Here is a 24,874-nt window from a genome sequence, read left to right as displayed (position 1 = left end):
TCGTCTCCAATACGGTTCCCCGAGCGTTTGAGGTTCGGCGCATCCCAAGAAGCCAAGAGACAAATGAACGATATTACGGGTCACACCTTAGAATAATTCACGACAATGGATGGAAATCGTTATGACAAGATTTGTAGGTAAAGTCGTTATCGTCACCGGAGCGGGATCCGGTATTGGCGCGGCAACCGCAAGGCGGTTCCTTAGCGAAGGGGCTTCCGTCGTACTTAACGGTAGGCGCCGGGAAATGCTTGTGGCAACCGCGGACGGATACGCTTCGGCCAATGTCTTAGTTCATAACGGTGACGTGTCCGATAACCGCTATGTGCAGACCCTCGTTGATGCCACCGCCTCGCGTTATGGCCGCATCGACGTCCTCGTGAACAACGCCGGAATTTCCTCGTTTGGCCCGATTCTCTCTCGTCCAGTCGAGGACTGGCATCAAGTCCTGCGCGTCAATCTCGACGGGGTCTATCTCGCTACCCGAGCTGCTCTGCCCTACCTACTTGAGACAAGAGGATCGATCGTTAACGTGTCGTCAGTTTCAGGTCTGGGGGGAGACTGGTACACCAGTTCCTATAGTGCGGCGAAGGGCGCCGTCTCGAATTTGACGCGCGCGTTAGCGTTAGAACTTGGAATGCAGGGAGTCCGGGTGAACGCTGTGGCCCCTAGCCTGACGCTAACAGAAATGACGGCGACTCTAGCGCAAAGTCAGCCCTTGATCGACATGTTCATGGAGCGCATTCCGTTAGGGCGTGTCGCTAAACCCGAAGAAATCGCAAGTGTCATTGCCTTCCTGGCCAGCGAGGATGCGGCTTTCGTTAACGGTGTTAATTTGCCAGTAGACGGTGGCGTGACAGCCTCAAACGGTCAACCCAATGCCACAGCGGTGCTCAGTTTGCTCGGGATGGCCTGAAGTTTGTAGCACCTCGACAGTTCCGTGTCCCGTCTTTGGCCGTGGGACCAAGTGAGCGACCAAAGAGATGCGAGTCTGTATAAAGGACTTCAACCTGTCGACTGGTCTTGACCATCTCCAATTCACGCTGGACGTTCGAGGTTCCGCGGAAGCGAAGATAAATGTGAACTTTGTGCCACTAGACATCGTCGGCCACCATGACGTGCGTGATGGATTGGTCGAAGGAACAGACCTTCCATGCTGCGCTGCGAGATGCGCGGATCGGAATCGACTCAGACGTTTCGTTGGCGACCGATGCTGACGGCTTCTATGCACATGCCGCGATAAAAGGCATCACCGTCAAGGCCAAACTGTCGCCGGGCCCGACTGAATTTTTGTTGAAAAGCCCAGAGTTGTTGGTCAAGTGCCCGGTGCTCGCCGCTGTAGCGCCGATAGCCCTTACGTTGACACCCTTCGTGCCGATGTTGAAGGGTGACATCGACTACGACTTTCCAGACCAGAAGCTGAGTATGAAGCTGGTCGTCTCCGAGCAGAAAATCGCCGATCAGACACTCAAGATAATGCTAGCGTCGAATCCGGTGGCATTGGTAGCTCATGGAGAATACAAAGCGCGCTAGCCGCTCGAAAGACGAGCAGCAACGGCTGTCTATGGCGCATATCTGACCAGCCAAGTGTCGTTTCTACTTGATGGGCGCTGTTGTGGGAACGGTCACGCAGCGTGTCACCCTTCAGGTAGCGCCACCGAAGGCTGCGACCAACGACGCTCTGCGCGGAGATTGAATCTCATCATGCGTGTGCGCGTCGCCCGACAACGGCTCGTGCAACGCGTGCTCCCATGCTTCGCAAACCGTCATGGTTTTGCAATCCATTCGTTCGCCTCGCGAAGGTCCGTTGATTGGCGACGAGCCGCCGTTCGAACGTCGTTGCAAGCACTGCGACAGATGTCGCTTCATGGCCGAACTGAGACCAGGTCGCTTCGCGCTCGCGTGCACGCACGGCTGCGCAGTCTGTCGATCTGAAGGGGTTGCCCAGGGCAGTCGTGTCAGACAGGGCGACCCAGTCGCCTCGATAGGAAGATCCACGCCAGTTCGCGGTCCGGCAGGGGTTCTTCAGGCCCTCTGTAGAATGTCCATCGCCTTTTCGGCATCGTCCAACGAGTCGACCGCGAAATAAGCAATGAACTGTGTGCCAAGTACAGCAGCGGAAACGCCGCGGAGGTTGATCCCCCCGTCGGCCAGCGTCTGGGTCAATTGCGCGATGATCCCCAACTGGTCCAAGCCCATTACACGGACGGAGTGAAGGCTCGGAGTGACTGCGAACCCGACCTGTGTCGCGGCATGGATCTCCCTCTCCCCCTGCAGCGGTGCGACAAACATGACCCCTTTGCCCGATGCTTCCGGCGTGCGACGTGCGATGACGAACTGCAGGTCTACGCCAGCATCCCGCAAAGCGCTTAATACTTGCGCAAGCCCTCCCGGTTTGTCATCGATGGTAGCTGCCCAAACATCGACGCGTTCTACGCTCAGTTCCATGGCAGCCCCTCCCGCCTGATCCATCTCCCAATTAAAATCTACTTCACCAACGGCACGCGAGCAAGGCCAGCGCCGTAAGCGAGACACGGAAATGCCCGGAATTCCCGGGCCGGCACTGCCGGGGTTCATGTTCTGCAACGCCGGCACTGTGCGCCTAGGAAACTACTCGTTTCGTTTTGTCGTCATGCGACGCTTGCCTACCTCGAGAGCATCCGAACAAAGAGCTTTGTGTGTCGCTTGTCGGACCTATTCCGAGAAGACCTTTCCCAGCGATTCACCGCATATTTAGCGCGGATTGGTCTGCCACCTGCATAAGTCCGTACCGGAGCATGCGTAGCTTAAGAGCCCCGCGCCCACGGCTGCAAACAGGTCCGATAGGTACCGCCTGCGGCTCGGACTTGCTCCCACTCAGAACCTCGGGACCGCCCGGTGTTTCTGAGGCTCCCGGTCCAGCTCCGTCCGCCGTTGCGCCTGCTCGGGCGCAGCGACATCTATCGCAGCTTCGTCCTTGGTGCGGAACTCCGCGACGCCCACGCCCCGTAGGACCAATCCGTGTAAAGGAGCGTATCGATGCCCTCAACGAGAATACAGAAGTCATACAAAGGGGTGTCCGTTGGGACGGTCTGCCGTTGCCGGTACTGGTATCCGACGGACCCTTGTCGACCCACAAGCGCCGTTAGCGTCGAATCAGCGGATGACCGCTTCCACCGCAGGATGAGACCATGACAGTCGACGCCGGATTGTTCGCCTTCGCCGGAACCGCGCCGACATAGGCAGTACAGCTATCCCCTTTTTCTATAGTTCGACGCTCAGATCTGTTTCGGCCCAATCAATCTCGCCGCGGCAGGAAATCATCGGTCGACTCGCCTAACTCCAGACCTTGAAGGCCTTTGAGCACGGTGGTGCAACGCACTTATCCACGCTCTCGCTGCGGAATTCACGCCTTATCTCTTTTTGGTCTTAACAGACGATTTTTTATTATTAACAGTTATGACACATTACTGTCATATTTACTTGGGACCAACCTAACGACAGAGAAAAAATGGCTAAAACAACTATTGTGGCAACAATCGGCCCAGCATCTGACAACCCTTCAACTCTTTTGGCTTTACACCGCGCTGGCATGACTGTCGCGCGGTTAAACGGGTCACATAGCAGTCTGGACTGGCACAAGGCCACCATTGCTCTTATTCGGGAAACGCTTCCCGAACTGCCGATTCTTTTAGATATACCCGGACGCAAAATCCGAACGATTCAACTACGCGTGGAACCCTCATTTAACGTCGGTGATCGTGTGATTCTCACGACCGACTTGTCTCATGACGGCAGCGAGAAGGTACCCGTTAACTATGCTGAGTTTCATTCGAAGCTCCGGGTAGGCGTACGCATCTATGCGGACGATGGCACGCTGTCGTTCCGAGTCGAGAAAGTTAGTGGAAGGGATGTACAAGTTGTCGCCGAGACGGCAGGAACGCTCAAAAGCCGGAAGGGGATTAACGTTCCAGAAATTGACCTGGGCCAAGAATTGGTAACGCAACGCGATCGCGAAATGATCACGTTCGCCAAGAGGACAGGAGTCGATTTTGTTGGCATTAGTTTTGTCGAGTCTTCCCGGCACGTAGAAGCGATTCGTAGCCTAATCGACGCTGCCACGCCTCAAATCGTTGCCAAAGTCGAAAACCAGGGTGGACTCGATCATCTTGATGAGATCGCCCAGGCAACGGACATTATCATGATCGACCGCGGTGATCTTTCGGTTGAAACCAGCATCGACCACGTATCGATTTATCAAAAAAAGATCATCTCTGCTGCCCAACAATATGGAAAACCTGTAATCGTCGCGACGGAACTGCTTCACAGCATGATCGAAAGTCCACTGCCGACCAAGGCAGAGATCAGTGACGTGACGAATTCAGTTATCGACGGTGCATCCGCGGTGATGCTTTCCGGGGAGACGGCCGTCGGCAAATTTCCTGTGGAAGCCGTTGCGCGTCTGCGCAGCATCGTTACCTTGGCCGAAGCCCACAGGCACGCGTCAGCTCCGGCACTCGCGAACACAGCCGCCAGTCATAACGACTTGCGAGCCGCAACGCAAGCACTGGCCCGCACCCTTCCCATCTCGAAGATTGTGGTGCTATCGCGAACAGGCTATGCCGCACGGCTCGTCTCTATGGCGCAGATTCAGCAGCCAATCATTGCTGTTGGCAACGACACCGCTCTTGTGCGCGCCTGGAACTTATTGCCCGGCACGGTTGGCGTCCATTTGCCGAATGTGAACATAGCTGCCGACAGCGCGGGCACCATCACACTCGAAGCACTGTGGTCGTCTGGTCACATCACACAGAGCGACGTTGTTCTCGTGGTCCTGGCGACGACTAACGACGCCGACGCATCGCTGAGTTTCCTCCAGACCGTGCGGGTGGGTCAACTTGCAGAACAACAGGCTTGGCCACTCGCTGAGAGCCTGGAGGCGGCATAGCATGAACGACGTCTATCTGCTTTCGGCAATCATTGCCTTGCTAGCCATGATTCAATCCATTTTTGGAATGGGCATCCTCGTCTTTGGTACTCCTACGCTTTTGCTGATCGGATTCGACTTTACGACGGTGCTCGGCCTCTTGCTTCCTTCGTCGATGGCGATCTCCTCGATTCAGGTGTGGTCAGGACGCAATCTACCATTGCCGGCCCGAGAACGGGTCAATATGAAGATCTGCGCGCTTGTCGTAGTGGCGTCGCTGGCGATACTGATGTACACAAATCTTAAGGCGCGGGCCGATATCCTTATAGGCCTCACGATGCTGAGCGCCGCAGCAATCCGATACTCCCGACGCCTGCAGACACAGTTGCAAGCGTTCGTGCTGCGCCAAGGTCGCGCGTACGTCGGCGTGATGGGACTCGTCCATGGGCTAACCAACATGGGCGGCGCTTTGCTCGCCGTCTACGCCGTGAGCGGCTATAGCGAAAAGGACCAGGTGCGTTTGGCCATCGCCCGCTACTACCTGGTGTTTGGTGCGATCCAACTGTGCACGCTCGCGGTCTTGCGACGATCTGCATTGAGTTGGGAAGGCCTTGCAGTCGCACCGATTGCGGTCATTGTTTACTTCTCTGTCGGCAACCTCCTATTCAAACGCGCCGGTGCTCCACTGTATGAACGCGCTATGACCGCGTTTATCGGTGCCTATGGTGCGGTGGTGTTGGCTAAGACGTTTATTTAACGGAGAGCGCCATGCAAAGCGTTTTTACAGCGCTCGCCCCGATCTTTGCCCTCATTCTTATGGGTTTTATCCTTCGCCAGCGCCGAATGCTGGCCGATGAATTTTGGCTACCATGCGAAACGCTCAACTACTACTATATGTTCCCAGCGTTGATGTTCAGCCAGGTGGCAAAAGCAAACTTGACGCAGTTTCCGATTCGCCCCATAGCCATTGCGATTCTCGGAGCGGTCGGAACCGGCGCACTGGTGCTGTACGCCTGGCGCATCTGGAGCCAGCAATCAGGCGCAGTTTTTTCCTCTGTGATTCAAGGCGCACTGCGACCCAACACCTACGTGGGCGTCGCAGCCGCGGCAGCGATGTATGGAAGTGTTGGTCTGACGTTGACGTCCATCAGCATTGCGGTCGCAATCCCTTTGCTTAATGTGGCATCGATCATCATCCTGATGCATTACGGGAGCGGCGGCGCCCCAACGAGCCGGCAAATCATGAGCGCGTTGTTGAAGAATCCCGTGATCATGGCCGTGTTACTTGGCGCGCTCTTTAATGTGAGCGGTCTTTCACTGCCGAGTACGCTTTCGAACATTCTTTCAATTCTTGGAGCGGCGTCATTGCCATTAGGTCTTCTCGCCGTAGGTGCTGGGCTTGATATGAAAGCAGCAAAGGAGGCGCGGGGGCCCGTTCTGCAGTCGTCGTTTATCAAACTATTGCTCGTCCCGCTACTTACACTCTGGATAGGCGTGAGTCTCGGAATTCATGGGCCAGCGTTGACGACGATCGTTTTGTTCAACTCGCTGCCATGCACCCCATCGGCATACATTATGGCGAAGCTCTTAGGCGGAGATCATCGGTTGTCGGCCGGAATTATTACGATTCAGACGGCGCTGGCAGCAATCACTATGCCGCTCGTTCTATTCATTTCGCATCGATAAAACAGTGTGCTGATCGGACCCGGCATGGGACAAGCCGGCATGTCGCTTCGCTGAAGCCGCTGCGTTTGCAACCAGTACGAGACTGCCCTCGACGTGGCTAACTCGTACGCAACCAGGCGGGTCGTTCTGTTGCAAACCCACCATCTAACTGCGTGCTTTTGTCGTAAATGATATGAATAGGAACTTGGACGGAGCAGGACACAAGTCGCGCGTAAATGTTGAAGGCTTAACTGACTTGGCAGCCTATTTAACCGATCTCGTGGCGCGCGGAGCGTTAGATGCGGGCTTTGCCCACAGGCTTGCACGAGAAGTGAGGACAGAGGCTGGCCCCGGTAATGTCGACAACGAGATGGCCTGGATTGAACTGCAACGTGCCTTAAGCTGCTTTGATGCCGAGGTAAACAGGGCAAAAGCCGATGGTTTTGTTCGAGCACTGGCTCGGCTGCGCGAAGCCGACCAAATGCCAAAAGGTGGTTGATCAATGTCGCCCCGAGCCGACTGCGATGGCCCGTTTTTGCCCGTCGCAAACCGGCGATGGGGGGATACTCGCGGCCGTCCAACGGGGTCGCGACTGAGCGACGTCTCGTTGAATGACGAGGCAGATTGCGTCGCGCTTCAACATGAAAACAGAGTCGGTTTCCTCTCCCTGATCACTAACGTTGGCCGGAGCCGCTTACCGCGCGAGCGGTTTCGTTCGTCGGCCATCAAGCGACAGTCACCCCCGATGCTCGGACGACTGCTTTTCGGTTGAACCCGCCGGTTGGTGTTGACCACATGGTCGGCAAGCCGAGTCCGGCCCTCAGGCACAGCCGCTCGACCGCGATCGGTAAAATGACATCAACGCGACCGCGTAGCTTCGACAATATCTTACGAGGACGACCGTTCCCGGAAATCTGCTCAAATACCTCCCAGTGGTATTGCCAGCTGTCTCACCCTGAAAAAGGAAATCCGTTGTTTCAACTCGACAGTTTGCCGAACCAGTGAGGCTGCAGCGGCCGACGCCTGCTCGACGAGCGCTGCGTTTTGCTGGGTAGCCTCGTCCATAAGCGAGACTGCCTGATTGACCTGCTCGATACCAGTGCTTTGCTCGCGGGATGCGCTCGATATTTCGCTCATAAGCGCCGTAACCCGTGCCACGGCCGTGCTTACCTCGCGCATGGAATCGCCCGCTCCCTGGGCGAGCAACGCGCCGCTTGTCACCCGCTCATTCGAAGTCAGGATCAGATCCCTGATTTCTTTCGAAGCGGCCGCGCTGCGTTGTGCCAGCATGCGGACCTCTGACGCGACCACTGCGAAGCCGCGCCCCTGCTCGCCCGCACGGGCGGCCTCGACAGCCGCGTTTAGCGCCAGTATGTTGGTCTGAAACGCTATTCCCTCAATGACACCAATGATGCTGCTCATTTGCTGGGCACCCATCGCCAGCTGATCCATCGTCCCGGCGACACGACCCACCTCCGCGCTACTGCCGCCAGTCGCTTCGGACGCGGCGCTCGCCAACTTGCTCGCCTGCATGACGTTCTCGGCAGTGTGTTTAACGGTGGCCGTCAGTTGCTCCATGCTTGCCGCCGTTTCTTCCAGGGACGCGGCCTGTTGCTCCGTCCGCCGTGACAGGTCGTCATTGCCGGCTGAGATCTGTGCCGATGCTGTCGCAACGGATTCGGCCGTCTGGTGAACGTGACGGACGACGTCGGAGACCCTCTCATTCATGCTGCGCATGGCGTCCAGCAATTGCCCCGTTTCGTCAGTCCTGTCGACGATGATCTCGCTCGTGAGGTCACCGTTTGCGACGGCCCGGGCGACAGTCAAGGCGGCCCCGATGGGGCGGGTGATGCTTCGGGTCATGAAAAAGGCGAGTAACGTCGCGGCAATCAGCACGGCAATCGTGACCACCACGACAGCGACTTCTGCGACATGCGCCAACTCGGTAATCGTCGCGCCCTGTTCTGTCGTGCGCTGCATGACGATCTGGATCAGTGCGTCCAGCGCCTTTCCGATCGGCTTGTCTGCGCCGGCGACGCTCCTGTCCCGAACATCAATTGCCGCCCCTGACTCCACAAGCGGAGCCAGTCGGTCCATCGACGCCCGATACGCTCTCGTCGCGTCGAAAAGCGCCTCACTTGCCGTCTGTTCGTCGGGGCCGAGATGCCCTCCGGTTTCCAGCGCCTTGACAGCAGCATCGATGTCGTCCAGGTTCGCCAGAAACTTCGCCCTGTAGTCGCCTCCACGAAGCACATAGTCCTTGTAATTATGAACGGCATCGCCGAAAGTGCCTTTGGCGTGCTGCAGAACCTTTAGCCTGGTAAGAGTGACCGATTCAAAATCGGTCCATTCATTTGTGATTCGCGTGAGCTTGATGAATGCCGTTGCACTGAGCACCACTGTGAGGAGCGCGGCCAGGGAAAATGCGATCGCGAGACGCACTCCGATGCGGAGATTTCTGAAACGAAGGAAAGTACCTGTCATTATTTGTCCTTATCCCAGCCGTGAGAATCGAGAATCTCTTCAGATGCGTCGCCGTTGATCTCATCGAACCGATCGGGCTCAGACGGATTCCGGCAGCGTGCCATGCATCATGTATTACGGCCTGATTCAACGCGGACTTAAGATACGGAGCCACACGAAAAGGTTCGCGACCGGATTATTTTTTCATCAGAATTTACCGATAATCGACCAGGTAATTTCCTGATCGCGTCGGGACCTAACTACCCTTCAGTAAGTGCTATAGAGCCTCTGACAGAGTTCTCGATATGGTCCACCGCAATATCCCGGTGCAGGGTAGAAGACACCCAGGCGGGCGATCCCGGGCACGGGCCGACGCAGCGCCCGACAAGCAGCCGGGCGAGCATCCAGATCAGTCAGAGCCCGATGCACATCAGCTAGAGCGCCCATCTGTCGTTCGATCCGCCACGTTCAAGATCGCTTGCCGGTTAGCGATCGAACCTTATTGGCTTTCGTGACCAAAAAGATCATCGACAATTCGCCGTGCAGCGCTGTAACCGCTCATCAAGGCATCTGCTTCCGTCGCAAACGGGCGGCCGCCGGCCTCACCGAAGCGCAGCGGCGAAAATACCGCCACAGCATTGCCTGCCTGAAAAATTCTGACTATCGCCACGTAGCCCGCGCGCGCAGCAGCGCCATCGCCCAGCCGCCAGCTAGAGTCGGATTCGACGGCTACCACGAGGGTGTACCCGTGATATTCATACGTGCGCGTCATGGCCTGCTCCGCTTTCACCTGCCGTTCCGGCATTCACGGACGCCCGACATTGCTGCCAGGCGTGAACAGATCGTCGCAAATTCGCTGGCCGTCGCGCGCGACAGCCCGATCTGCACGTCGTCGAGTTCAGGGTCGTCTTCCGATTGCTGGACAATGAACTGTTTGACCCGGACACTTCCCGTACCCAGGGCGTTGTGCACACTGTCGAGCATACGCTGCCGCGTTCGACCAGCAGGGTTATGTTGCGCTGCTGTTTGACCGAAATGAAGCGACGTTCGAGCGGCTTCACGCCGTCAAGAATGATCAGGACGATGATTGTCGCGCCGAGGGCGGCGGTGTACATCCCACCACCGACCGCCAGACCGATTCCTGCGACCGACCAGAGGCTGGCAGCGGTCGTCAAACCCCGCACGATCTCTCCACGCAACAGGATTGACCCCGCGCCCAGGAAACCAATGTCCGACATTACCTCTGGGCGGTGATCCGGGAAGGATCGAGCACGACGTTCTTCTCTCCCTGTACATCGGCAAATCCGAACGGTGAGACCAGCATGATCAACGCCGAGCCGACACATACAGGCATGTGCGTGCGCAAACCTGCCGCCCAGTTCATTCTTTCGCGCTCAAAGCCTTTGACGCTTCCAAGTAGAGCCGCCAGGACGAGGCGAGATAGAAGCTCAATTTTGCCAATCACACGTTACCCTTTGATAGCTTGGCATTAAACCTGTTGTGAAGCCGTGTCGGCGACCTGGGCGCACGGCTGGCCCGTCCCATTATCGCGTCCATCCCGTTTGTCGATGACCGCCGACGGCGTTTCGCCGCGATTTTCGTGCATGCAAGCATCGTGTCGTCTGCAGAGTGGTCAGCGCTCCCAGCACGTGGAAGCGCGTGCATCCAAGTCGCGGGACGATAACGACCCAAGCAACTGAGCAGGTGAAGCGCTATAAACCGCAGCGACAACTCAGAAACGTACCCTTCCATTGATCGCCTGAATTGCGCAGGCGCCAGCGCCGCCATCAAAACCTCCAACCAAAGGGTCCAGATGTGCCGCGCCGTCAGCAGAGTAGTCGTTTGGGTCGACGTGTATCGCCGAAGTAATGCCCTACGGACTGGTCGAGTGTGGTTCGGCTGCACTGCGTGAAGTCCATCACGAAGATTACGTCGGTTCCGGGCGACGGTTGCGATCTCTAATGCCCCGGGGAATGCGGCTCACCGCGGATGTTGGAACGATGTAGTCTGTGCCGTGTGGAGCGAGGTCGCCACAACCCACGGAAGAGCACTCAATCGTCTGGCGATTTCGGCCAGGTCCGCAGGTGAAACAGACTCGAATGCGACCGTCATTTCGTCAAAGTTGTGCTTTTCGTCGTGGCGAAACCGGGTCCGTTTCGCCTGCGCGGCGTGCTGTCCCAAAGCCTGCCAGACCGGAATGATTCTCAGTTGACCGGCGGCAGTCCGCACCGTGATGCTCGACGGGGTGGCATCGGTCTGATGCTTGTCTGGATATGTCATTGCATTGATTGCCAGGTCGACGGTTGCCCGTCGCCATGCGGCTGTGTTGTTGCCAGCACGCTGCGCCGGCAATGTGTGAATCGCTTGTCACGTTCGCTGCCGGGCGACATCGGCCCGGATCCTCGTTTCTCGCAGACACGGATGCGCACCGGCAGACAGGCAGTGCGGTCAACGCCGACACCGCATCACGTCCCAGCAGTGACGATGATCCATCCGCCTGAGCAGTCGCTCCCGCAGATGTTCGCGGCGATAGTGGCCCATGACCAGCATCGCTGCGATTGCGAGCGCAAACGAACCGACAACCACGCCCATCCAGGATTCGATCATGGCGAACTCCTTTCTGCCTGCGACTGTCCATTAAAAGTTCAGAGTAGGCGGCGACAACCGGCAATCGCAATACATCATCTCGCATTCTTAAGTGCATCAGCAATGCCGTCCAGTTTCGTCAACAACACTGATGCCTGAGCAACGGTGGATCCGGAAATTGCCGGCCTGGCCAGCAACGCATTGATCCGGATTCGCCAGTACTCAGGTTGCATGACAGGGACTTCCCGGCCAACGTCATCGAGGTTCTGGACCAGCCGCTCAAGCTCAAGCACCATCCTGCGGATATGAAAGAATTCCTGCTGCTCATGGTTCTGCGCCATCGCGTGCCTCTGCTAGCTCTTTTTTTCGCGCTTTTCCACGTTGCGTATTGATGCGATTCAACACCGATGGAATGCGGCGCGATACGAGTGGATCACCGCGAGGTCTCGCACCGGAAGGACGATTCCCCCAGAATATGCGGAAACGCAGCATCGCCTGCTCATCGCCACAAACGAACATCGTTTGTGGCGATGACGCCGCGATCTGACGGCCAGCCGGCTCAATGCATATGCTGGCCACCGTTGATAGCGATGTTGGACCCGGTCACGAAACCGGCATCGTCCGAGCACAGGTAGAGAATCAACGCGGCGACTTCCTCCGGTTTGCCGAGACGACCGGCCGGAATCTGCGGCAGGATCTTGGTGTCCAGGATCTCCTGCGGGATCGCAGTGACCATCTTGGTGGCGAGATAGCCGGGCGAAACCGTGTTGACGGTGACACCTTTGCGCGCCACTTCCAGCGCCAGCGATTTGGTGAAGCCGTGCATGCCGGCCTTCGCCGCCGCATAGTTGGTCTGGCCGACGGAGCCTTTCGAACCATTGACGGACGAAATGTTGATGATACGGCCCCAGCCGCGCGCGACCATGTCTTCGCACAGCGGTTTGGTCATGTTGAAGACCGAATCGAGGTTGGTGCGCATGACCGAGTCCCAGTTGACCTTGTTCATCTTCCTGAGCGTCATGTCCTGCGTGATCCCGGCGTTGTTCACCAGAATGTCGACGGGGCCGACGTCAACCTGAATCCTCGCAACACAGTGCTGGCATGAGTCGTAGTCGGCCACGTCGACCGGGTACGCACGGAAGCTGCGGCCCTGGGCTTCCATGCTGGCCAGCCAGTCGGCTACGCCGGGGTTATTTGGCGAGTGAGTAACTACCACCGCATAACCCGCGTCACGCAGTTTCGTGCTGATCGCTTCTCCAAGGCCGCCCATGCCGCCCGTCACTACAGCGATTCGTTTAGTCATGCTTAAATCCGTGATCCTGATATATCTTGCGAGGAACATAAGTATCCAATGGCTGTCCCGCACTCACGGCCATTGGCTTTGCCACAATGCGTCGTCGTCGCCAGCGGTGGTGCAGGCGGATGAGTTCAGCATTGTCTGAATTGCGCGGGTTTTTGTCGGCTTATGGTATTGCGCGAATGAAGCTCGGTCCGCCTGCGGGCGATAGTTCGCCTCGCGCGCGCACCGCTTCGCGTGATCTGAACGGCTGGTCGCGCTCAAGCGCGAGTGCCATGTCCATGCATCCAACTACGCACAGCGAAGCGCGGCGTGCTGACATTCAGGGCGACCATGGTGCTGTGCGAATGGGCGGGACGGAAGGGAGGTTTACTGCCCGCCGTGACATAAAGCTCGCGGCAAAGCCCGCAAAAGCAATGGAGCGTTCTGTGCAGCCTCCACCATTCCGTGCCCCCCGCCGATCCGGCCGGACGCATCAACACGCTCCGGAAGCGCGGTCGTGCACGGTCCGGTTGGCGTGACCTGCCCGATCGCCTGGTCTGTGTGCGGAAGCAGGTGCGCAGCGTCGCGACAACCACTGCGCAACCGATCAACTACGCCTGCTTTGCGGCGCGCGTCCCCTGTCCCGCGGCTTGCTGGCCAGCCTTCGAGGCAGCGGCGGTCGTGGCGGCAAAGTTGCCTTTAGCCACTTCGATGGCCTGCTCGGCGGCCTTGCGAACCGTCTCGTACGCAGTATCGGCGGCCGAGAACGCCGATTTCAGCGCGGCGGTCGTGACTTCCGCCCCAGCTGGCGCGTTCCTGACAAGGTTGTCGACGAGCGTCTGGGTGTTACTGCGGTGCTGTTCGTATTGCGCCTGTGCAACCTTCGCAAATTCGGCCTGGGTGCCCGATGCGATGTCATACAGATGACGGGTGTACGCCAGCGCCTTCCCGGCGGCTGGCTGGGTAGCATTGGCGTGGCGGGTGAGGAGCTCGACCGGAGTCTTGCCGGACAGCGCTTGCTGCCAGTTCTCCTCGCCCTCGGCAAGTGCTGACCTGACGACCTGCATGTTCAGGTCGACCAGTTTCTGAAAGCCCTGGAACGCCTGATTCGTTAGGGTGAACAGGGTGGCCATGTTGGCCCGGTGCACCGTAACGAAATGCTCGGGCTCGAAAACGCTCATCTGTGCTCTCCTTGGTTCAGCTCAACACGCACCCGACGGATGTCGGGCTGGAAAAGCCCGCTGCGGGATAGTGAGAGCCGGTCCACCGCCTCTCGCCCGGCCCGGGCTTGTGCGATGCATCATTAGAGCAAACATTCTAACTTTGTTAAATGTTCATTTCGCAGGCTTCTTATTAGGTACATACCCTTAGCACGGGCGGGCAAATTGGCGATGTGGACGAAAAGCGGTAGCCGCCGTAGTCGGCTGTCGTTGGTCAACGGCGTCAGCCCGGACGTTCTGACACGATATTGAGGAGCGCGCACCCGTGAAGCTGGCAAGACACCGGGTCGTTGGCGGCATCGGTCGGCCCTTTGATACCGCCGCCGCTTCGGCACGCTGCAACCATCATGGAGGCACGGCCGCACGCGAGCGTCGTCGCCGAGCAAGGAAAAAGCAGCTTCATCTTCATTGTCTGACTCCGGGTTGATATTGGTTCGCATTACGAAATAAGCCGCTACCTGTGACCCTGTTCTTCTCCTGTATGCGCCGCCTGGCAACGCGCTTCCGGATACGAGTGACACCGACTCGCCGATCCCGCATCGCAGACTGCAATCTACGATGAAATATTCTCGGCATCAAATCAGTCAAATATAGGCGCGACATAAGTGCGACTTATCCGATGCACCAACGGCAAGACCAAGGCCCCTAGTGCCGTAACCGCAGGCTGAGTTCGAACGGTCCTCCGAATTGCCGAGCCCTGACGCGGCTGGCGCCGCTTCAACCTTGACCGTACACATTTATCTTTAACCAACCGTTTGGCATCAGTCAGCAACGTTCGAATCCGCTGATCCATTGCCGTTCCGTCACGGCCGAAGCTGCCGTTCGCCCGCGGCTCTCAACTGCTGTCAGTTTTTGGAACCCATATCAGGCGTCAACGTGTAGTGGGTGAGTGGTGGCAACGGCCACGTCCCCGCCCGCCGGAACGGCCGCACGAATGACCGATTTATCCCTGGGAGATTACCGTGAGGCTGCGCCGAGTCGGAGGGCAAAAGTGGGTCGACTACGATCTCTCGTCGCTGTTGTGCGTGAGGTATATCCCGGCGATCACGATCACGGATCAAGGTGATCGCGTCGCCGATCCGACTGACAAGAATGCAGAAACACGCAGGCACGCCTCCACGCGTCTGAATTCCGCAGCCTACAGCCACGGAATGGTATCCCAACCGGTTGCTGTGCGCAGTGTCGCACTGTAGGATTTCCCCACCCATTGGGAGGCGACGATGCAGTTCGACTACAAGGACTTCCATATCGACGCGTCGCCTCTTGATGAAGGCGGCCATTACTACGCCCGTGCAAAGATCTACCGGCGCGCCTCGTTGGGCGCCGACACCATCGAGGTCAAATGGTCAGGCGACCTCGGCGACTATCCCTCCGACGCAGACGCTATCGAGGCGGCGCAGCGCTGGGCGATCCAGTGGTGCGACGAGAACTCGGCATAGGCCGAGCGATTTGACTCCTCGAATCAGATCATTGGAGACAGTTATGCAGCCTTGCAATGCCTGTCGCGAATTAGTTGGCAAGCCATCCAGCGTTCCCCCGCATGGCGATCTTGCTCCTTCCGGCGTCAGTGCAATCGGGCCGCCGAGCCACATGACGAAAATCAGCAGCAACTGGAATTGCACGGTCTGCGGAAGCTGGCTGTACCAAAATACAGCTGATGGCACCCCTCCTAACGAGTGGGTGATGGGCGAGCATCAGCTAGCTTGGCCCGAGAAGGCGTGACAAGCGGTGCTTCGAAAATCACGATGGAGATCGGCATGCTGCGACGCAACGAGCTATATAGGGAATGCAAACTGGACGTCGCGGTCGATGGTGACGCACTTACCGGGTTCTACATCGCCGCGCAGACAATACAACTCGCGGCGATCGGCGGCGCACGCAACGTTCCGATGCCAATTGCTCGATTCCGTGACGCGTCGGCTGCATTCGCAGACGGGTTCAATCGGCTTCGCGCTGCGGTTGACGAACACGAAGGCAAGCCGGGCTAGGCTTGCACATTGGTTCACGGAACCCCTGTGCGAAGACACGCGCCACACGGGAACGGTTGCCTACAACGTGCAGGTTACAGTTGACGTGAAACGATTGGCTCATGTCGGGCCGGAAGCTACCGCTCACGAGTCGTTTCCGAACGGCTCAAAGGGGTCGATGACGGTCCGACGCGAGTCGATTTCTGGCGAGCACCCTATGCAATCAGCATCGGACCGTGATCGGCCAGCTACGGCCGTTCGCATGAGCTTTCACGCTGACATTCAAACGTCGGCGTCGCACGGTTAACGGACCTTCGCGCGCCGATTCTTTTCGACGCGTCCTCGGCCAGAACCGGTGTTTGCGCTGTTACCAGCCTGTGTGCCGGAGACAGGAACGAGGGCTAACTGAGACGGACAGACAAGTGCGTTCGAGAGTGGCTGAAACAATAGCGACGGAACGACGCGGACATTCGAGTGTGCCTGCGCCCGACAACGGACACTCGTCCGTTGACGGAAAGACGGGTCCCCCTTGTCTGTACGCGGCCTAAATCCCGTGGATCGTGTCGCCTATTAGGCCGACACTTCCTGGACGCGATATTTGCTGTTCCTTTCGAAAAATATGAAAAAAAAGCCAGAGAGAATATGAGGATTAAAAGCAAATGGGGAAGGGGCATTCACGAAGGAAAAGTCGTTTCCATCGTGGACGGCAAGAGGATTTTCATCCATCTACGCTCTGCGACTGAGACGCACGCTTTGGGCAACATGGCAACCCGTCTAAGCCAAAGCGTGCTTGCCGTCTCGATCGACAATGTGCAAAAAATAGCAGATCACATGAGTGAGCCATTTACCCACGCGAAACGAGACGACGTTGTAGTTCTGCTTTATGCAAGCGACGAAACCCGTAGAGCGGCCCTCACCGTGCTCGGTCTGTGTGATGCATAAGCAGAGCTTCACCGTCATTCCGGTCGAGTCAAACATGGCTGTTACACTCAGTAAGCTGCCATTTGGTTTGCTTGGTTCGAACGGCAGAAGCGGGTCGAACTGCGACTTTCGAGCACCCTCGACGGGCCTGCCAATCCGATCCAAGATAGTGTGCCGCAGCTTGTGAATCATGCGTATCAACCGGCTAACGTGGATATGGTCGGTTTTGTCGCCGGAGATGCTATTAGGACATGAGAGTACGCGGACCGGGACTGTCAGAAGCTGTCAACGCGAGCCGCTTGAAATCGGGCAATTGCTCGAGGTCGCACGTAACGATGCTCCTGTTTCGCTGAGCACCAATTGGTTCCTTCTCGGACGCCATGTCATGGGGCTGACGTAGTCGAGTATGGGCCGGCGAGCATTCTAAAAAGCGGACCCGTTGACAACCTCATTCATCCCAGCTCGCCTGGTAGCGAAGTGGCGGCCTTGCAAGCGTGACAACTTCGAGGAAGCCAATTCAAAAATGTTGATTAATATAATTATGACGAATACAGTAGTCCTATATATATTTCCGCACGGAAAGCCACTCACCAGAGCCTCGATTGAGGCGACATCGAAATCGGGGAGTCGCTCTTCCCCGTCAGAAAACGCCTCAGCTGTCGCTCGGCTTCCATGACCTCATGCAGTCGTGCGCTTGCGAGCTGGGCGTCATAGAGCGAAAGCAGCGTTTCGAAATCACTGATGACATCAGACGCAATTCGCCATTTACCGGTCACATGCGCGCGCCAGCGTGTTCTCAACGGCATATTCGGCGATCTTGAGCTGCTCGGCCGGCAGATTTCCATGACCGGCGCGCTGCAGGTACCAGCTCAGGTACACCGCATGCATGAGCTCGTTGATCAGGTAGCTATTGCCATGGTCGTCACGACAAGCAGCCAGTGCAAGATGACACGATAGCGAACGTTTACTGGCAGAGGACCGGTCCATCGGCAACAGAAGCGTTTTCGTCGGAGGCTTGCGGGCTTGGCCACCGCGAGACTTGCTTTGCCTGGAAGACATTTTTGACGTTATGGCTGGGGAAGCGAGAAATTATAGCGAACCTCTGTCCGCAATTGTCCGTAGCCGCCCTCAACAGCCTTTCGGCCATTTTGGACAATTGACCGTGAGTGGCCCGAAAGCGGACGCGTCCGTTCCCCCGTCCTACTTGACGCCGGCCTAGACGTTGTCGAGACCATGCAGATCAGTGGCCTTGGGCGGTGCTGACAGAGCAAACGGATTTCGCGAGTGTTAGCGGGAAGCGCGCCTCAACGACGTACGCGCGCCAGCCTGCCGGGCAGAGCGACCTGATCGGAAACATCCATAGTCCTGACCGGCGATCCTACCGACGATTGTGCCAAAGTTCGCGCCCCGCGTAGACGGCCAAAAACAGACCAATAAGCATCGCCGCTACGGCCAACGATTGATCTTGCCGTCCCGGGGGTACCGACAACGTCGCATAAAACCAGAGGCCTATGCCGATTGCCGTCATGAACATGCCAAAGATAAGCCCCCACACCGGTCCCGCCGTATCGGAGCTTCCTAATCTGTGAGACATTTTCATCGCTATACCCCCCGTCCCGCACCGACGTTTCCTGATTGCCGCAGCCTGCGAGTTCCGCATTCGCACGGTCTGACGGTAGCTTACGCGGCCAAAAAGACGCCATCAACAAGCTAAATTATCATTCGTTTGTGGCGGATGCTGGAACAGCTGGGAGGAGAAGTCATCGCCGGCCGTTCATAGCCGCGCAGAGTCCGACGACGACCGATCCAGCTCGATCCGTTGCTGACCTCCGTCCCGCGCCCTTGAATATCTAAAAGTTGGCGCATACCGGACATATGTTGAAACCCTGCCGCGCAAGATCGTGACCGACCAACTCCGTAGCTACCCGGCGGCGAAGACTCAGATCCCCGAACTGGCCAACGGCAAACACGTCTTCGTCAGAGCCAGTGCCAGGGTGAACAACCGGGTCGAGAACAGTCATCAACCTACGCGTGAACGCGAACGCCGCATGCGAGGCTTTCGCGATCCCGAACGCACGCAGGCGTTCTTATCGAGCTTCGGTCCGATCCGACAGCACTTTGCGCAAAAGCGGCATTTGCTGCGCGCTTCGGTCTATCGCAAACAACTCGGCGCACGCTTCGTCGCTTGGCATCGCCTCACTGATTTCACCCAGAATCCGTCTGGATTCTGAGGACGAGGTCGGCCCCCCCGCAATTCTACGTCGCGGACAATTTAACGTGACAACGCCCGGTGTGCGTGAGTGCCGGCGCGACTAGCTATTTTGGGTGGTTGAATGATACGGACCTCTCAGTACAAGGGTTTCACGATAGAGGTCGCCATGGAGTCCAGTTTCAATTCGCCCCTACCGGGCCAGCGAGCGTCGATCCCAGCCTATGTCGCAGCCGTAAGGATTGAACGAACCGGGACATCGCTCGCGATTTTGTCGCCGCCACGTCTCGGGGATTCCAGTGGAGAGTCCTTTTCGACTGAAGGGGAGGCGTTACTGACCGGCTACAGCGCCGCGCGGCGCATCGTTGACGTATCTTTTAGGCGCGGAAGCCCTCGCATGATTTCACCGGTTTGCGTTCGCAACGACGCGCGCCGCTGAAGTCGACGATCATCTTTTCTTCGAGCAGCCTGGTCGCTCGCAACGGCTTGCCTGACGTTACAACGCGTTAATTCGCAGGCGCTTCGCTCGCCCACGCCGTGGCTGTCCAAACTGGCCCTTCGGCGGGCGTGCTACCGCACGGCGATGTTGTACATGGTGACATTGCCGGCAGTCCAATTTAATCCCGTCGTCTATGCCTTCTGTCACCGCCTCATCGCCATCTGAGATCTCCGGAAAGTTGCCCTGGCCGCCTGCATGCGAAAGCCGCGTGCCATCCTCAACGTCAACGCAAAAACAGGAAAGCCGCGCGGTGAATCCATCCACACGGCTTGACCGGCAATACAGTTGCTCATTAGGGGGTTTCCTGAACGACTACGCGGTGCGGGACACCCACTCGATCATCGGTTTTTAAATGCGAAAGCGATAACCAGGATGGCGATAAGCGCTGCAAGCCATTTCAGGCTGGCGACCAGCTTGCTTAGCTTCTCCGCCAATGCGCCAATGGCATGTGCCTCGGTCATGTTTGTCCGCTCCTGATGCGGCAGACCCTCGTGCGTGCTGTCGTTTTGTTCGAGCCGCCGCAGGCTGACTTTTGCGCGGTCGAGCGTGAGATGAACAACGTATCCGCTTGGGATTTCCGGCGATTCCATGATGTTGCCGCTCTTGCCCGGTCTGAGGAACAGACACGGCTCCCCGGGAAAATCAGCCCCAGCGTGGCCGGACATGTAAACGTTCTTCAGGCATAGCCCGACCTTCACAGCAGTGATCCGGCCGGCCTCAACACCCTCGGAAAGCACCCGCATGCTGCTTTCTGGCACGTGGAACGACGCCCACCACTGATCAGGTACCTGCATCTCACGGTCTGGGCGGTTATAGCCGAGCCTTGCAGTGCCAAGCGGAATGTCGGCGAAGGTAGTGCCGACCTCGTCCTGCCATTCGCGAAGGCCTTGCTGGTCTGCCATGGCGATTTCCCGAGCCGCAAACGAGACCTGGATCGTACGTGTATCGTTCCCGGATTCACCAATGATGGACAGGCGATAGTCGTCCACGCACGCGGTCCCGTGGATATAGGTAGCAAGCGTGGATTGCGTTTCTCCCCCTGCAGGCTCCAGCTGTTGAACGACCAGGAGATCCTGCAGGGTGAGCCAAAGTGACCTTGCAGGGTAATACGTCTGCGTCTTCCCGTCAGCGCCGACGTGTTCGAGCGAGTGGCCACTGCCTTCCCGTATTTCGATTCCATCGCTCTCCTCGCGATACGCCACGAGTTCTCTCTCATTCAGACGCCGATGATCATGATCCGCAAGCGGCTCGGGATCAGGCGGCGTCAGGTAGGTCTTGGTCGCGCTATTTAGGCTGTCCAGAATATCGTCGCGCCGACGGATGTCCGCGACCAGTTTTCGGTCGCGTTCAACCGGCGCGGCACGGGTGCCCGACAGCATCCCGCCGAGGACATCTGCGAACCGAAGTGCCTTGCGTGCCGCGTCGCCGGGCGCCTCCATTGGGATCTGCCTTGCGGCGGGATCGCCGAAGGGCCGCCGCGGCGGGTCGGTGACCGCCACGAGCGGCGGCAGTAGTCGGCTTAAAAGATTCGCATAGTGGGAAACCAACGGCAGGAACACGCAGGCGAGAGCCAGGTTGAACAGCGTATGGAAATCCGCAACCACTCGCGCATTGTCCGGCTCGATGGTGACCATGAAGCGGCCGATTGGCCCGAGCGCTGCGAGCGCCACCACAACGCCGACTGCCCTCGTGAGCAGATTACCAACCGCCAGTCGCTTCGATATGAGATCGTTTGGCGCGCCCCCTTCCAGCACGGGTTTGATTGCAGTGCCGAGGTTCGCACCCAACACCAGTGCAAAAGCTGTATCAGGCGGAACCACGTTCTGCGCGCAAAGCGACGCGATGAGCAGAACGGCCGCAACGTTCGAATCCGCCGCCCAGGTCAAGCCGGCAGCCAGCAGAACATCGGCTAGCGGTACGGTGGACGCGTCGCCCAGCAGCATGCGAAGACTGGGGGCATCCTCGTAGTCCGTCATCAACACGAGCAACTGGTGCAGCGCGAGCTGCATCAGGCCCAGACCGATGAACATGCGGCCCAGATCGTGTGCACGTGCGTTCGATACCTTGCGGAACATCAGCGCGCCCACCAGGATCAGGGCCGGTGAGAGGGTCAGTGAGAGGGTCGGCGAGACGGCCGCGGCGTCAAACGACATCACTTGCACGATCAATGTCGCACCGACGTTCGCGCCGAGCATGACGGCAAGGGCGGGGACAAGGTCGACGAGCCCCTCGGCAGCGAAGCCGGCAGTCATAAGTCCGGTTGCGGTAGTACTTTGCAAGACCGCCGTCGCGCCCATTCCGCCGAGGAAGGCGCAGATTCTTCCGTGCAGCGTCCGACCCAGCAGTGACCGAAGGCCGGCGCCGAACGCGCGCTGCATGCCGGTCTGGACCATTTGGGTGCCCAGCAGCAGCAGGGCAATAGAGCCAGCGAGATCGATCAGCGTGAACGTAGTTATCATGATCCAGATCCCCGGCGCAAAATCGTTGCCTATGTGACTCTCACCACTGGCCTGCCGCGCCTTAGCGGCCAGACGTCATCGCGCCCAAGCACCGGCCGCTCAAATCTTCTTGGGCTCGGCAGGCACCCAAGATCCCCTGCGGTTTTTCTCTGCGGAAACGTCCGCCAGCAGAAGGAGCGCGGATCGTATAGTGTGGCCAGTCTAACGCGACTTCCTCCAGATAGTTGGAGTGGAAAGACACGATGAGAGATCGTTTGCACGGAGCACGGCCTGCCCCAACACCGGCGACGTTCCATGTTTACCCGGACCTAGCTCCGGCGAACACGGCCATCTCAAAAAAATTTATGCCATATATTGATCATTGGCCGGAGACAGCATAAAGTGAATTCCTCTGGGTGCGACACGTACCCAGTCAGCACAGACGTCCCGCATCCGCGATTGATGGAGTGATCCGTATCCCAGCGGGACGGCGACAGATCAAGTTCCCAGCGAATGCAGCCCCTACAAGCAAGGCGACGAAGATGCCGAGTCCTCATGAATTCGCAACCCTGATGCTGCTCAAGGACGCTCCAGACTCAATCGACCTGGACCGTGCGGATCTCGAAGCCCTTCTCGAACGTCAACTCGTCACGCTGGAACAGCTCGCGCACGGGCAACAACGGCCTTTGATCACCATCAACGGTCACTCGGTTCTCAAGGCTGCCGCGCGGATCCGATAAGTGACACTTGCGTCGATCGCTTTGCCGTCCGATCCCTGCATAATGCGCGGTTCGATCGGCGCCTGATCGAGCGCCACATCGCAAAGGCAAGCAAAGTCCTGCTTCATGCGCCGTACTTAAGGTTCCATAGCGACGGGTTTCGATGCAACACACATCGGGCCTGCCTGCTCGACGCCATCTTGCCGCACGAACCTGTTCATCCTGTTGTCTGGCGAGCGTTGCGGCGCTTCTCAGGAGCACATCAATGAATCTGTTGTCACCCGAACAACTCGCGTCAACGCAAAAGGCTAGCCTCGATACGATGTTCGTTCTAGCGAGCAAGACCTTCGACGGATAGCAGAAGCTGGTCGAGCTGAATCTCCGGACCACCCGATCGACGTTAACTGGTGGGCAGGAACACGCACTGAAGGCACTGCCGTCCAGCGCCCCGCAAACAGCGCTTGCGTCGCAGGTGAAACGGTCCAGACATACAACCGTGATCTGTACGGCATCATCGCATCCACGCTGGCGGATTTTGCTGCGGCTGTGGGCACACAATACAAAACGCACGACCTAGACGTCCGGACGATTGTCGAAGGTTTTCTGGAAAGTGCGCCGGCAGGTTCGGAGGCAGTCGTCGCTGCGGTGGAGTCGACCATCAGCTCCAGCAAAACGCTTTACGACACCATGCACAACACCGTCCAGCAAGCGATCGAAGTCGCCGGAAGTAGCATCAAGGCTACGCTGAACGGCACATCGAAGACTGGCAGGCAAGCGGGCGCGCGGACACCACGCATCGCGAAACCGTGATGATCACTTGCCGAGGCCTGTGATCCACGTCGCAACGCGGCGGGCGGTGATGGCTGGTCAGGACAGACGTGGCACAGACAATGGTATCGAACGGCACGTCCTGTAGTCTGAATCGCCACGCCCACGGGCGCAGCGATAGATAAGGAACCTTGCTCATTGATCTGTCGGCGGGTTGGCCGCGGCCTCCGTCTCTGGAGGAAACGCTTCCACGAAGGCCGCTACGGCGCGCATATCCTGCTCCGACATATTGCCGCAGACCTCCTTCATGATCTCACCGCGAGGTCTTTGAGCGGTGTCGCGCTGGAAAACCAATAGCTGCTTGATGATGTAGTCCGCGTGTTGACCGGCGAGCCGCGGAAACTGATTCATTCCCTCGCCATGCTGGCCGTGACACGAAACGCATGCTGCGACGCCCTTGTCCGGCAACCCAGACACAAAAATCGCTTTGCCTTCGCCAATCAGCGATTGGTCGCCGGATTCACCCAGAGCCGGCTTCTGACTGGAAAAATATGCGGCAAGTTCGTCAATTTGCGCCTCGCTCAGGTGCGTAAAGCCCCACATGAATCTCTTGGCGTTCGGGTCTGATCGGGCATGCGTCTTGAAGTCCGTCAATTGATCGACAATGTATTCCTTTCGTTGCCCCGCCAGCTTGGGAAAGGCCGGCGATACCGAAACGCCGTTCACGCCATGACAGTTCGAGCAGACCTGCAGAGCAATGGTCTTGCCGGCCACTGCCGGGTTATCGACCGCCCTTGACCGGTCCATTTCGTGACAGCCCGATCCTGCAAGCAGCATCCCAAGGGAGATGATTTGCGCCAACGTTTTCATGTCACGAACCTCCAGACTGCGCTTACCGCCCTTAAAGGCTGCGCGACAAAGCGCAGCGCAATGAGTACGTATTTCAACGCCCTCGCTTCCGCCGATACTGCAAAAACGCAAGGCACCTTCCTTTTATTCCAGGGGCAAGTACGACTAACTTGCGTGGGAAACACCGGCATCGATGTCACCAGTACGCCGCCCATAAATAGACGAACAGCGTGTCGTTGTCCGATGCGTTTCGCCCGGTGCCGTCGTAATTGGATCGGGATCCAAGGTATTTAGTGAAATGCGTGTATTGCAGGCCGACCCGGATGTTCGGCACCGGAATCCAGAAGATCTCGGGTATCCATCCCTGCGTGGCAGGCGAAAAGTTCGC

23 protein-coding genes and 3 pseudogenes are annotated in these 24,874 nt (G+C 58.0%); 12 read left to right on the top strand and 14 right to left on the bottom strand.

Annotation, left to right across the window (positions count from 1 at the left end; all coding sequences use genetic code 11):
- Positions 1-109: 109 nt before the first annotated feature.
- Positions 110-913: an SDR family NAD(P)-dependent oxidoreductase gene (locus P3T25_RS18430; RefSeq protein WP_429358584.1), complete on the top strand. Its 804-nt coding sequence runs from the start codon at positions 110-112 to the stop codon at positions 911-913.
- Between the two features lie 209 nt (positions 914-1,122).
- Entirely contained in the window at positions 1,123-1,530 is a 408-nt protein-coding gene (locus P3T25_RS18425; protein ID WP_429358583.1) for a hypothetical protein, read from the top strand.
- Positions 1,531-2,022: 492 nt separating this feature from the next.
- Here P3T25_RS18425 and P3T25_RS18420 read toward each other — a convergent pair whose 3' ends face one another.
- Positions 2,023-2,445 (bottom strand): ACT domain-containing protein, encoded by a 423-nt coding sequence (locus P3T25_RS18420; RefSeq protein ID WP_429358582.1) that lies wholly within the window; start codon positions 2,443-2,445, stop codon positions 2,023-2,025.
- A gap of 1,042 nt (positions 2,446-3,487) precedes the next feature.
- On the opposite strand from P3T25_RS18420, the gene pyk reads away from it, so the two are divergent.
- From pyk to P3T25_RS18400, 4 genes are all read left to right on the top strand, one after another.
- Positions 3,488-4,924 (top strand): pyruvate kinase, encoded by a 1,437-nt coding sequence (pyk, locus tag P3T25_RS18415; RefSeq protein WP_429358581.1) that lies wholly within the window; start codon positions 3,488-3,490, stop codon positions 4,922-4,924.
- A gap of 1 nt (position 4,925) precedes the next feature.
- Positions 4,926-5,660: a TSUP family transporter gene (locus P3T25_RS18410; protein ID WP_429358580.1), complete on the top strand. Its 735-nt coding sequence runs from the start codon at positions 4,926-4,928 to the stop codon at positions 5,658-5,660.
- A gap of 11 nt (positions 5,661-5,671) precedes the next feature.
- The gene (locus P3T25_RS18405; protein ID WP_429358579.1) at positions 5,672-6,589 is read left to right on the top strand and encodes an AEC family transporter; all 918 of its coding nucleotides are present in this window, start codon (positions 5,672-5,674) and stop codon (positions 6,587-6,589) included.
- Between the two features lie 184 nt (positions 6,590-6,773).
- A complete protein-coding gene (locus P3T25_RS18400) occupies positions 6,774-7,067 on the top strand; it encodes a hypothetical protein (RefSeq protein WP_429358578.1) in 294 nt (97 codons plus the stop codon).
- A 419-nt stretch (positions 7,068-7,486) separates the two neighbouring features.
- Here the strand turns inward: P3T25_RS18400 and P3T25_RS18395 are convergent, their stop codons facing one another.
- From P3T25_RS18395 to P3T25_RS18355, 9 genes and pseudogenes are all read right to left on the bottom strand, one after another.
- Complete coding sequence (locus tag P3T25_RS18395; protein ID WP_429358577.1) at positions 7,487-9,052, bottom strand: methyl-accepting chemotaxis protein; 1,566 nt, start codon at positions 9,050-9,052, stop codon at positions 7,487-7,489.
- A 478-nt stretch (positions 9,053-9,530) separates the two neighbouring features.
- Positions 9,531-9,803: a hypothetical protein gene (locus P3T25_RS18390; RefSeq protein WP_429358576.1), complete on the bottom strand. Its 273-nt coding sequence runs from the start codon at positions 9,801-9,803 to the stop codon at positions 9,531-9,533.
- Between the two features lie 14 nt (positions 9,804-9,817).
- A pseudogene (locus tag P3T25_RS18385) lies at positions 9,818-10,496 on the bottom strand (MgtC/SapB family protein).
- Between the two features lie 515 nt (positions 10,497-11,011).
- Entirely contained in the window at positions 11,012-11,383 is a 372-nt protein-coding gene (locus P3T25_RS18380; protein ID WP_429358575.1) for a hypothetical protein, read from the bottom strand.
- A gap of 96 nt (positions 11,384-11,479) precedes the next feature.
- Complete coding sequence (locus tag P3T25_RS18375) at positions 11,480-11,638, bottom strand: hypothetical protein (protein ID WP_429358574.1); 159 nt, start codon at positions 11,636-11,638, stop codon at positions 11,480-11,482.
- Positions 11,639-11,712: 74 nt separating this feature from the next.
- Positions 11,713-11,958 (bottom strand): hypothetical protein, encoded by a 246-nt coding sequence (locus tag P3T25_RS18370; protein WP_429358573.1) that lies wholly within the window; start codon positions 11,956-11,958, stop codon positions 11,713-11,715.
- Positions 11,959-12,176: 218 nt separating this feature from the next.
- On the bottom strand, positions 12,177-12,920 hold the full coding sequence (gene phbB / locus P3T25_RS18365; protein WP_429358572.1) for an acetoacetyl-CoA reductase: 744 nt from the start codon (positions 12,918-12,920) through the stop codon (positions 12,177-12,179).
- Between the two features lie 587 nt (positions 12,921-13,507).
- Complete coding sequence (locus P3T25_RS18360; RefSeq protein ID WP_429358571.1) at positions 13,508-14,077, bottom strand: phasin family protein; 570 nt, start codon at positions 14,075-14,077, stop codon at positions 13,508-13,510.
- Between the two features lie 262 nt (positions 14,078-14,339).
- Complete coding sequence (locus tag P3T25_RS18355) at positions 14,340-14,525, bottom strand: hypothetical protein (RefSeq protein ID WP_429358570.1); 186 nt, start codon at positions 14,523-14,525, stop codon at positions 14,340-14,342.
- An 811-nt stretch (positions 14,526-15,336) separates the two neighbouring features.
- On the opposite strand from P3T25_RS18355, the gene P3T25_RS18350 reads away from it, so the two are divergent.
- Both P3T25_RS18350 and P3T25_RS18345 read left to right on the top strand, forming a co-directional pair.
- Positions 15,337-15,555 carry a hypothetical protein gene (locus P3T25_RS18350; RefSeq protein WP_429358569.1) on the top strand — a complete coding sequence of 73 codons (219 nt, stop codon included), beginning with the start codon at positions 15,337-15,339 and terminating at the stop codon, positions 15,553-15,555.
- Positions 15,556-15,873: 318 nt separating this feature from the next.
- Complete coding sequence (locus P3T25_RS18345) at positions 15,874-16,104, top strand: hypothetical protein (protein WP_429358568.1); 231 nt, start codon at positions 15,874-15,876, stop codon at positions 16,102-16,104.
- 753 nt (positions 16,105-16,857) lie between these two features.
- On the opposite strand, the gene P3T25_RS18340 is transcribed toward P3T25_RS18345, so the two are convergent.
- Positions 16,858-17,196: a hypothetical protein gene (locus P3T25_RS18340; protein WP_429358567.1), complete on the bottom strand. Its 339-nt coding sequence runs from the start codon at positions 17,194-17,196 to the stop codon at positions 16,858-16,860.
- A 549-nt stretch (positions 17,197-17,745) separates the two neighbouring features.
- On the opposite strand from P3T25_RS18340, the gene P3T25_RS18335 reads away from it, so the two are divergent.
- Entirely contained in the window at positions 17,746-17,961 is a 216-nt protein-coding gene (locus tag P3T25_RS18335) for a hypothetical protein (protein WP_429358566.1), read from the top strand.
- Between the two features lie 929 nt (positions 17,962-18,890).
- A pseudogene (locus tag P3T25_RS18330) lies at positions 18,891-19,235 on the top strand (DDE-type integrase/transposase/recombinase); the annotation flags it as partial.
- An 815-nt stretch (positions 19,236-20,050) separates the two neighbouring features.
- Here P3T25_RS18330 and P3T25_RS18325 read toward each other — a convergent pair.
- Positions 20,051-22,171 (bottom strand): Na/Pi cotransporter family protein, encoded by a 2,121-nt coding sequence (locus tag P3T25_RS18325; protein WP_429358565.1) that lies wholly within the window; start codon positions 22,169-22,171, stop codon positions 20,051-20,053.
- Positions 22,172-22,692: 521 nt separating this feature from the next.
- Here P3T25_RS18325 and P3T25_RS18320 point away from each other — a divergent pair.
- Positions 22,693-22,890 carry a hypothetical protein gene (locus P3T25_RS18320; RefSeq protein WP_429358564.1) on the top strand — a complete coding sequence of 66 codons (198 nt, stop codon included), beginning with the start codon at positions 22,693-22,695 and terminating at the stop codon, positions 22,888-22,890.
- Between the two features lie 525 nt (positions 22,891-23,415).
- Positions 23,416-23,679 (top strand): hypothetical protein, encoded by a 264-nt coding sequence (locus P3T25_RS18315; protein WP_429358563.1) that lies wholly within the window; start codon positions 23,416-23,418, stop codon positions 23,677-23,679.
- A 153-nt stretch (positions 23,680-23,832) separates the two neighbouring features.
- Here the strand turns inward: P3T25_RS18315 and P3T25_RS18310 are convergent, their stop codons facing one another.
- Both P3T25_RS18310 and P3T25_RS18305 read right to left on the bottom strand, forming a co-directional pair.
- Positions 23,833-24,507: a c-type cytochrome gene (locus P3T25_RS18310; RefSeq protein WP_429358562.1), complete on the bottom strand. Its 675-nt coding sequence runs from the start codon at positions 24,505-24,507 to the stop codon at positions 23,833-23,835.
- 175 nt (positions 24,508-24,682) lie between these two features.
- A pseudogene (locus P3T25_RS18305) lies at positions 24,683-24,874 on the bottom strand (cytochrome C); the annotation flags it as partial.

This window comes from Paraburkholderia sp. GAS32 (assembly GCF_050434225.1).
In the GTDB taxonomy this organism is placed as follows: Bacteria; Pseudomonadota; Gammaproteobacteria; order Burkholderiales; family Burkholderiaceae; genus Paraburkholderia; species Paraburkholderia madseniana.
The sequence above is the reverse complement of the archived record's forward strand: the minus strand, read 5'-3'. Positions and strand labels throughout refer to the sequence as shown.

Bases quoted from the DNA above. Each gene is read 5' to 3' on its own strand.
- P3T25_RS18430 (WP_429358584.1), top strand. From the start codon at position 110: ATGGAAATCGTTATGACAAGATTTGTAGGTAAAGTCGTTATCGTCACC.
- P3T25_RS18425 (WP_429358583.1), top strand. From the start codon at position 1,123: ATGGATTGGTCGAAGGAACAGACCTTCCATGCTGCGCTGCGAGATGCG.
- P3T25_RS18420 (WP_429358582.1), bottom strand. From the start codon at position 2,445: ATGGAACTGAGCGTAGAACGCGTCGATGTTTGGGCAGCTACCATCGAT.
- pyk (WP_429358581.1), top strand. From the start codon at position 3,488: ATGGCTAAAACAACTATTGTGGCAACAATCGGCCCAGCATCTGACAAC.
- P3T25_RS18410 (WP_429358580.1), top strand. From the start codon at position 4,926: ATGAACGACGTCTATCTGCTTTCGGCAATCATTGCCTTGCTAGCCATG.
- P3T25_RS18405 (WP_429358579.1), top strand. From the start codon at position 5,672: ATGCAAAGCGTTTTTACAGCGCTCGCCCCGATCTTTGCCCTCATTCTT.
- P3T25_RS18395 (WP_429358577.1), bottom strand. From the start codon at position 9,052: ATGACAGGTACTTTCCTTCGTTTCAGAAATCTCCGCATCGGAGTGCGT.
- P3T25_RS18390 (WP_429358576.1), bottom strand. From the start codon at position 9,803: ATGACGCGCACGTATGAATATCACGGGTACACCCTCGTGGTAGCCGTC.
- P3T25_RS18375 (WP_429358574.1), bottom strand. From the start codon at position 11,638: ATGATCGAATCCTGGATGGGCGTGGTTGTCGGTTCGTTTGCGCTCGCA.
- P3T25_RS18370 (WP_429358573.1), bottom strand. From the start codon at position 11,958: ATGGCGCAGAACCATGAGCAGCAGGAATTCTTTCATATCCGCAGGATG.
- phbB (WP_429358572.1), bottom strand. From the start codon at position 12,920: ATGACTAAACGAATCGCTGTAGTGACGGGCGGCATGGGCGGCCTTGGA.
- P3T25_RS18360 (WP_429358571.1), bottom strand. From the start codon at position 14,077: ATGAGCGTTTTCGAGCCCGAGCATTTCGTTACGGTGCACCGGGCCAAC.
- P3T25_RS18355 (WP_429358570.1), bottom strand. From the start codon at position 14,525: ATGAAGATGAAGCTGCTTTTTCCTTGCTCGGCGACGACGCTCGCGTGC.
- P3T25_RS18350 (WP_429358569.1), top strand. From the start codon at position 15,337: ATGCAGTTCGACTACAAGGACTTCCATATCGACGCGTCGCCTCTTGAT.
- P3T25_RS18345 (WP_429358568.1), top strand. From the start codon at position 15,874: ATGCTGCGACGCAACGAGCTATATAGGGAATGCAAACTGGACGTCGCG.
- P3T25_RS18340 (WP_429358567.1), bottom strand. From the start codon at position 17,196: ATGATTCACAAGCTGCGGCACACTATCTTGGATCGGATTGGCAGGCCC.
- P3T25_RS18335 (WP_429358566.1), top strand. From the start codon at position 17,746: ATGACATCAGACGCAATTCGCCATTTACCGGTCACATGCGCGCGCCAG.
- P3T25_RS18325 (WP_429358565.1), bottom strand. From the start codon at position 22,171: ATGATAACTACGTTCACGCTGATCGATCTCGCTGGCTCTATTGCCCTG.
- P3T25_RS18320 (WP_429358564.1), top strand. From the start codon at position 22,693: ATGCCGAGTCCTCATGAATTCGCAACCCTGATGCTGCTCAAGGACGCT.
- P3T25_RS18310 (WP_429358562.1), bottom strand. From the start codon at position 24,507: ATGAAAACGTTGGCGCAAATCATCTCCCTTGGGATGCTGCTTGCAGGA.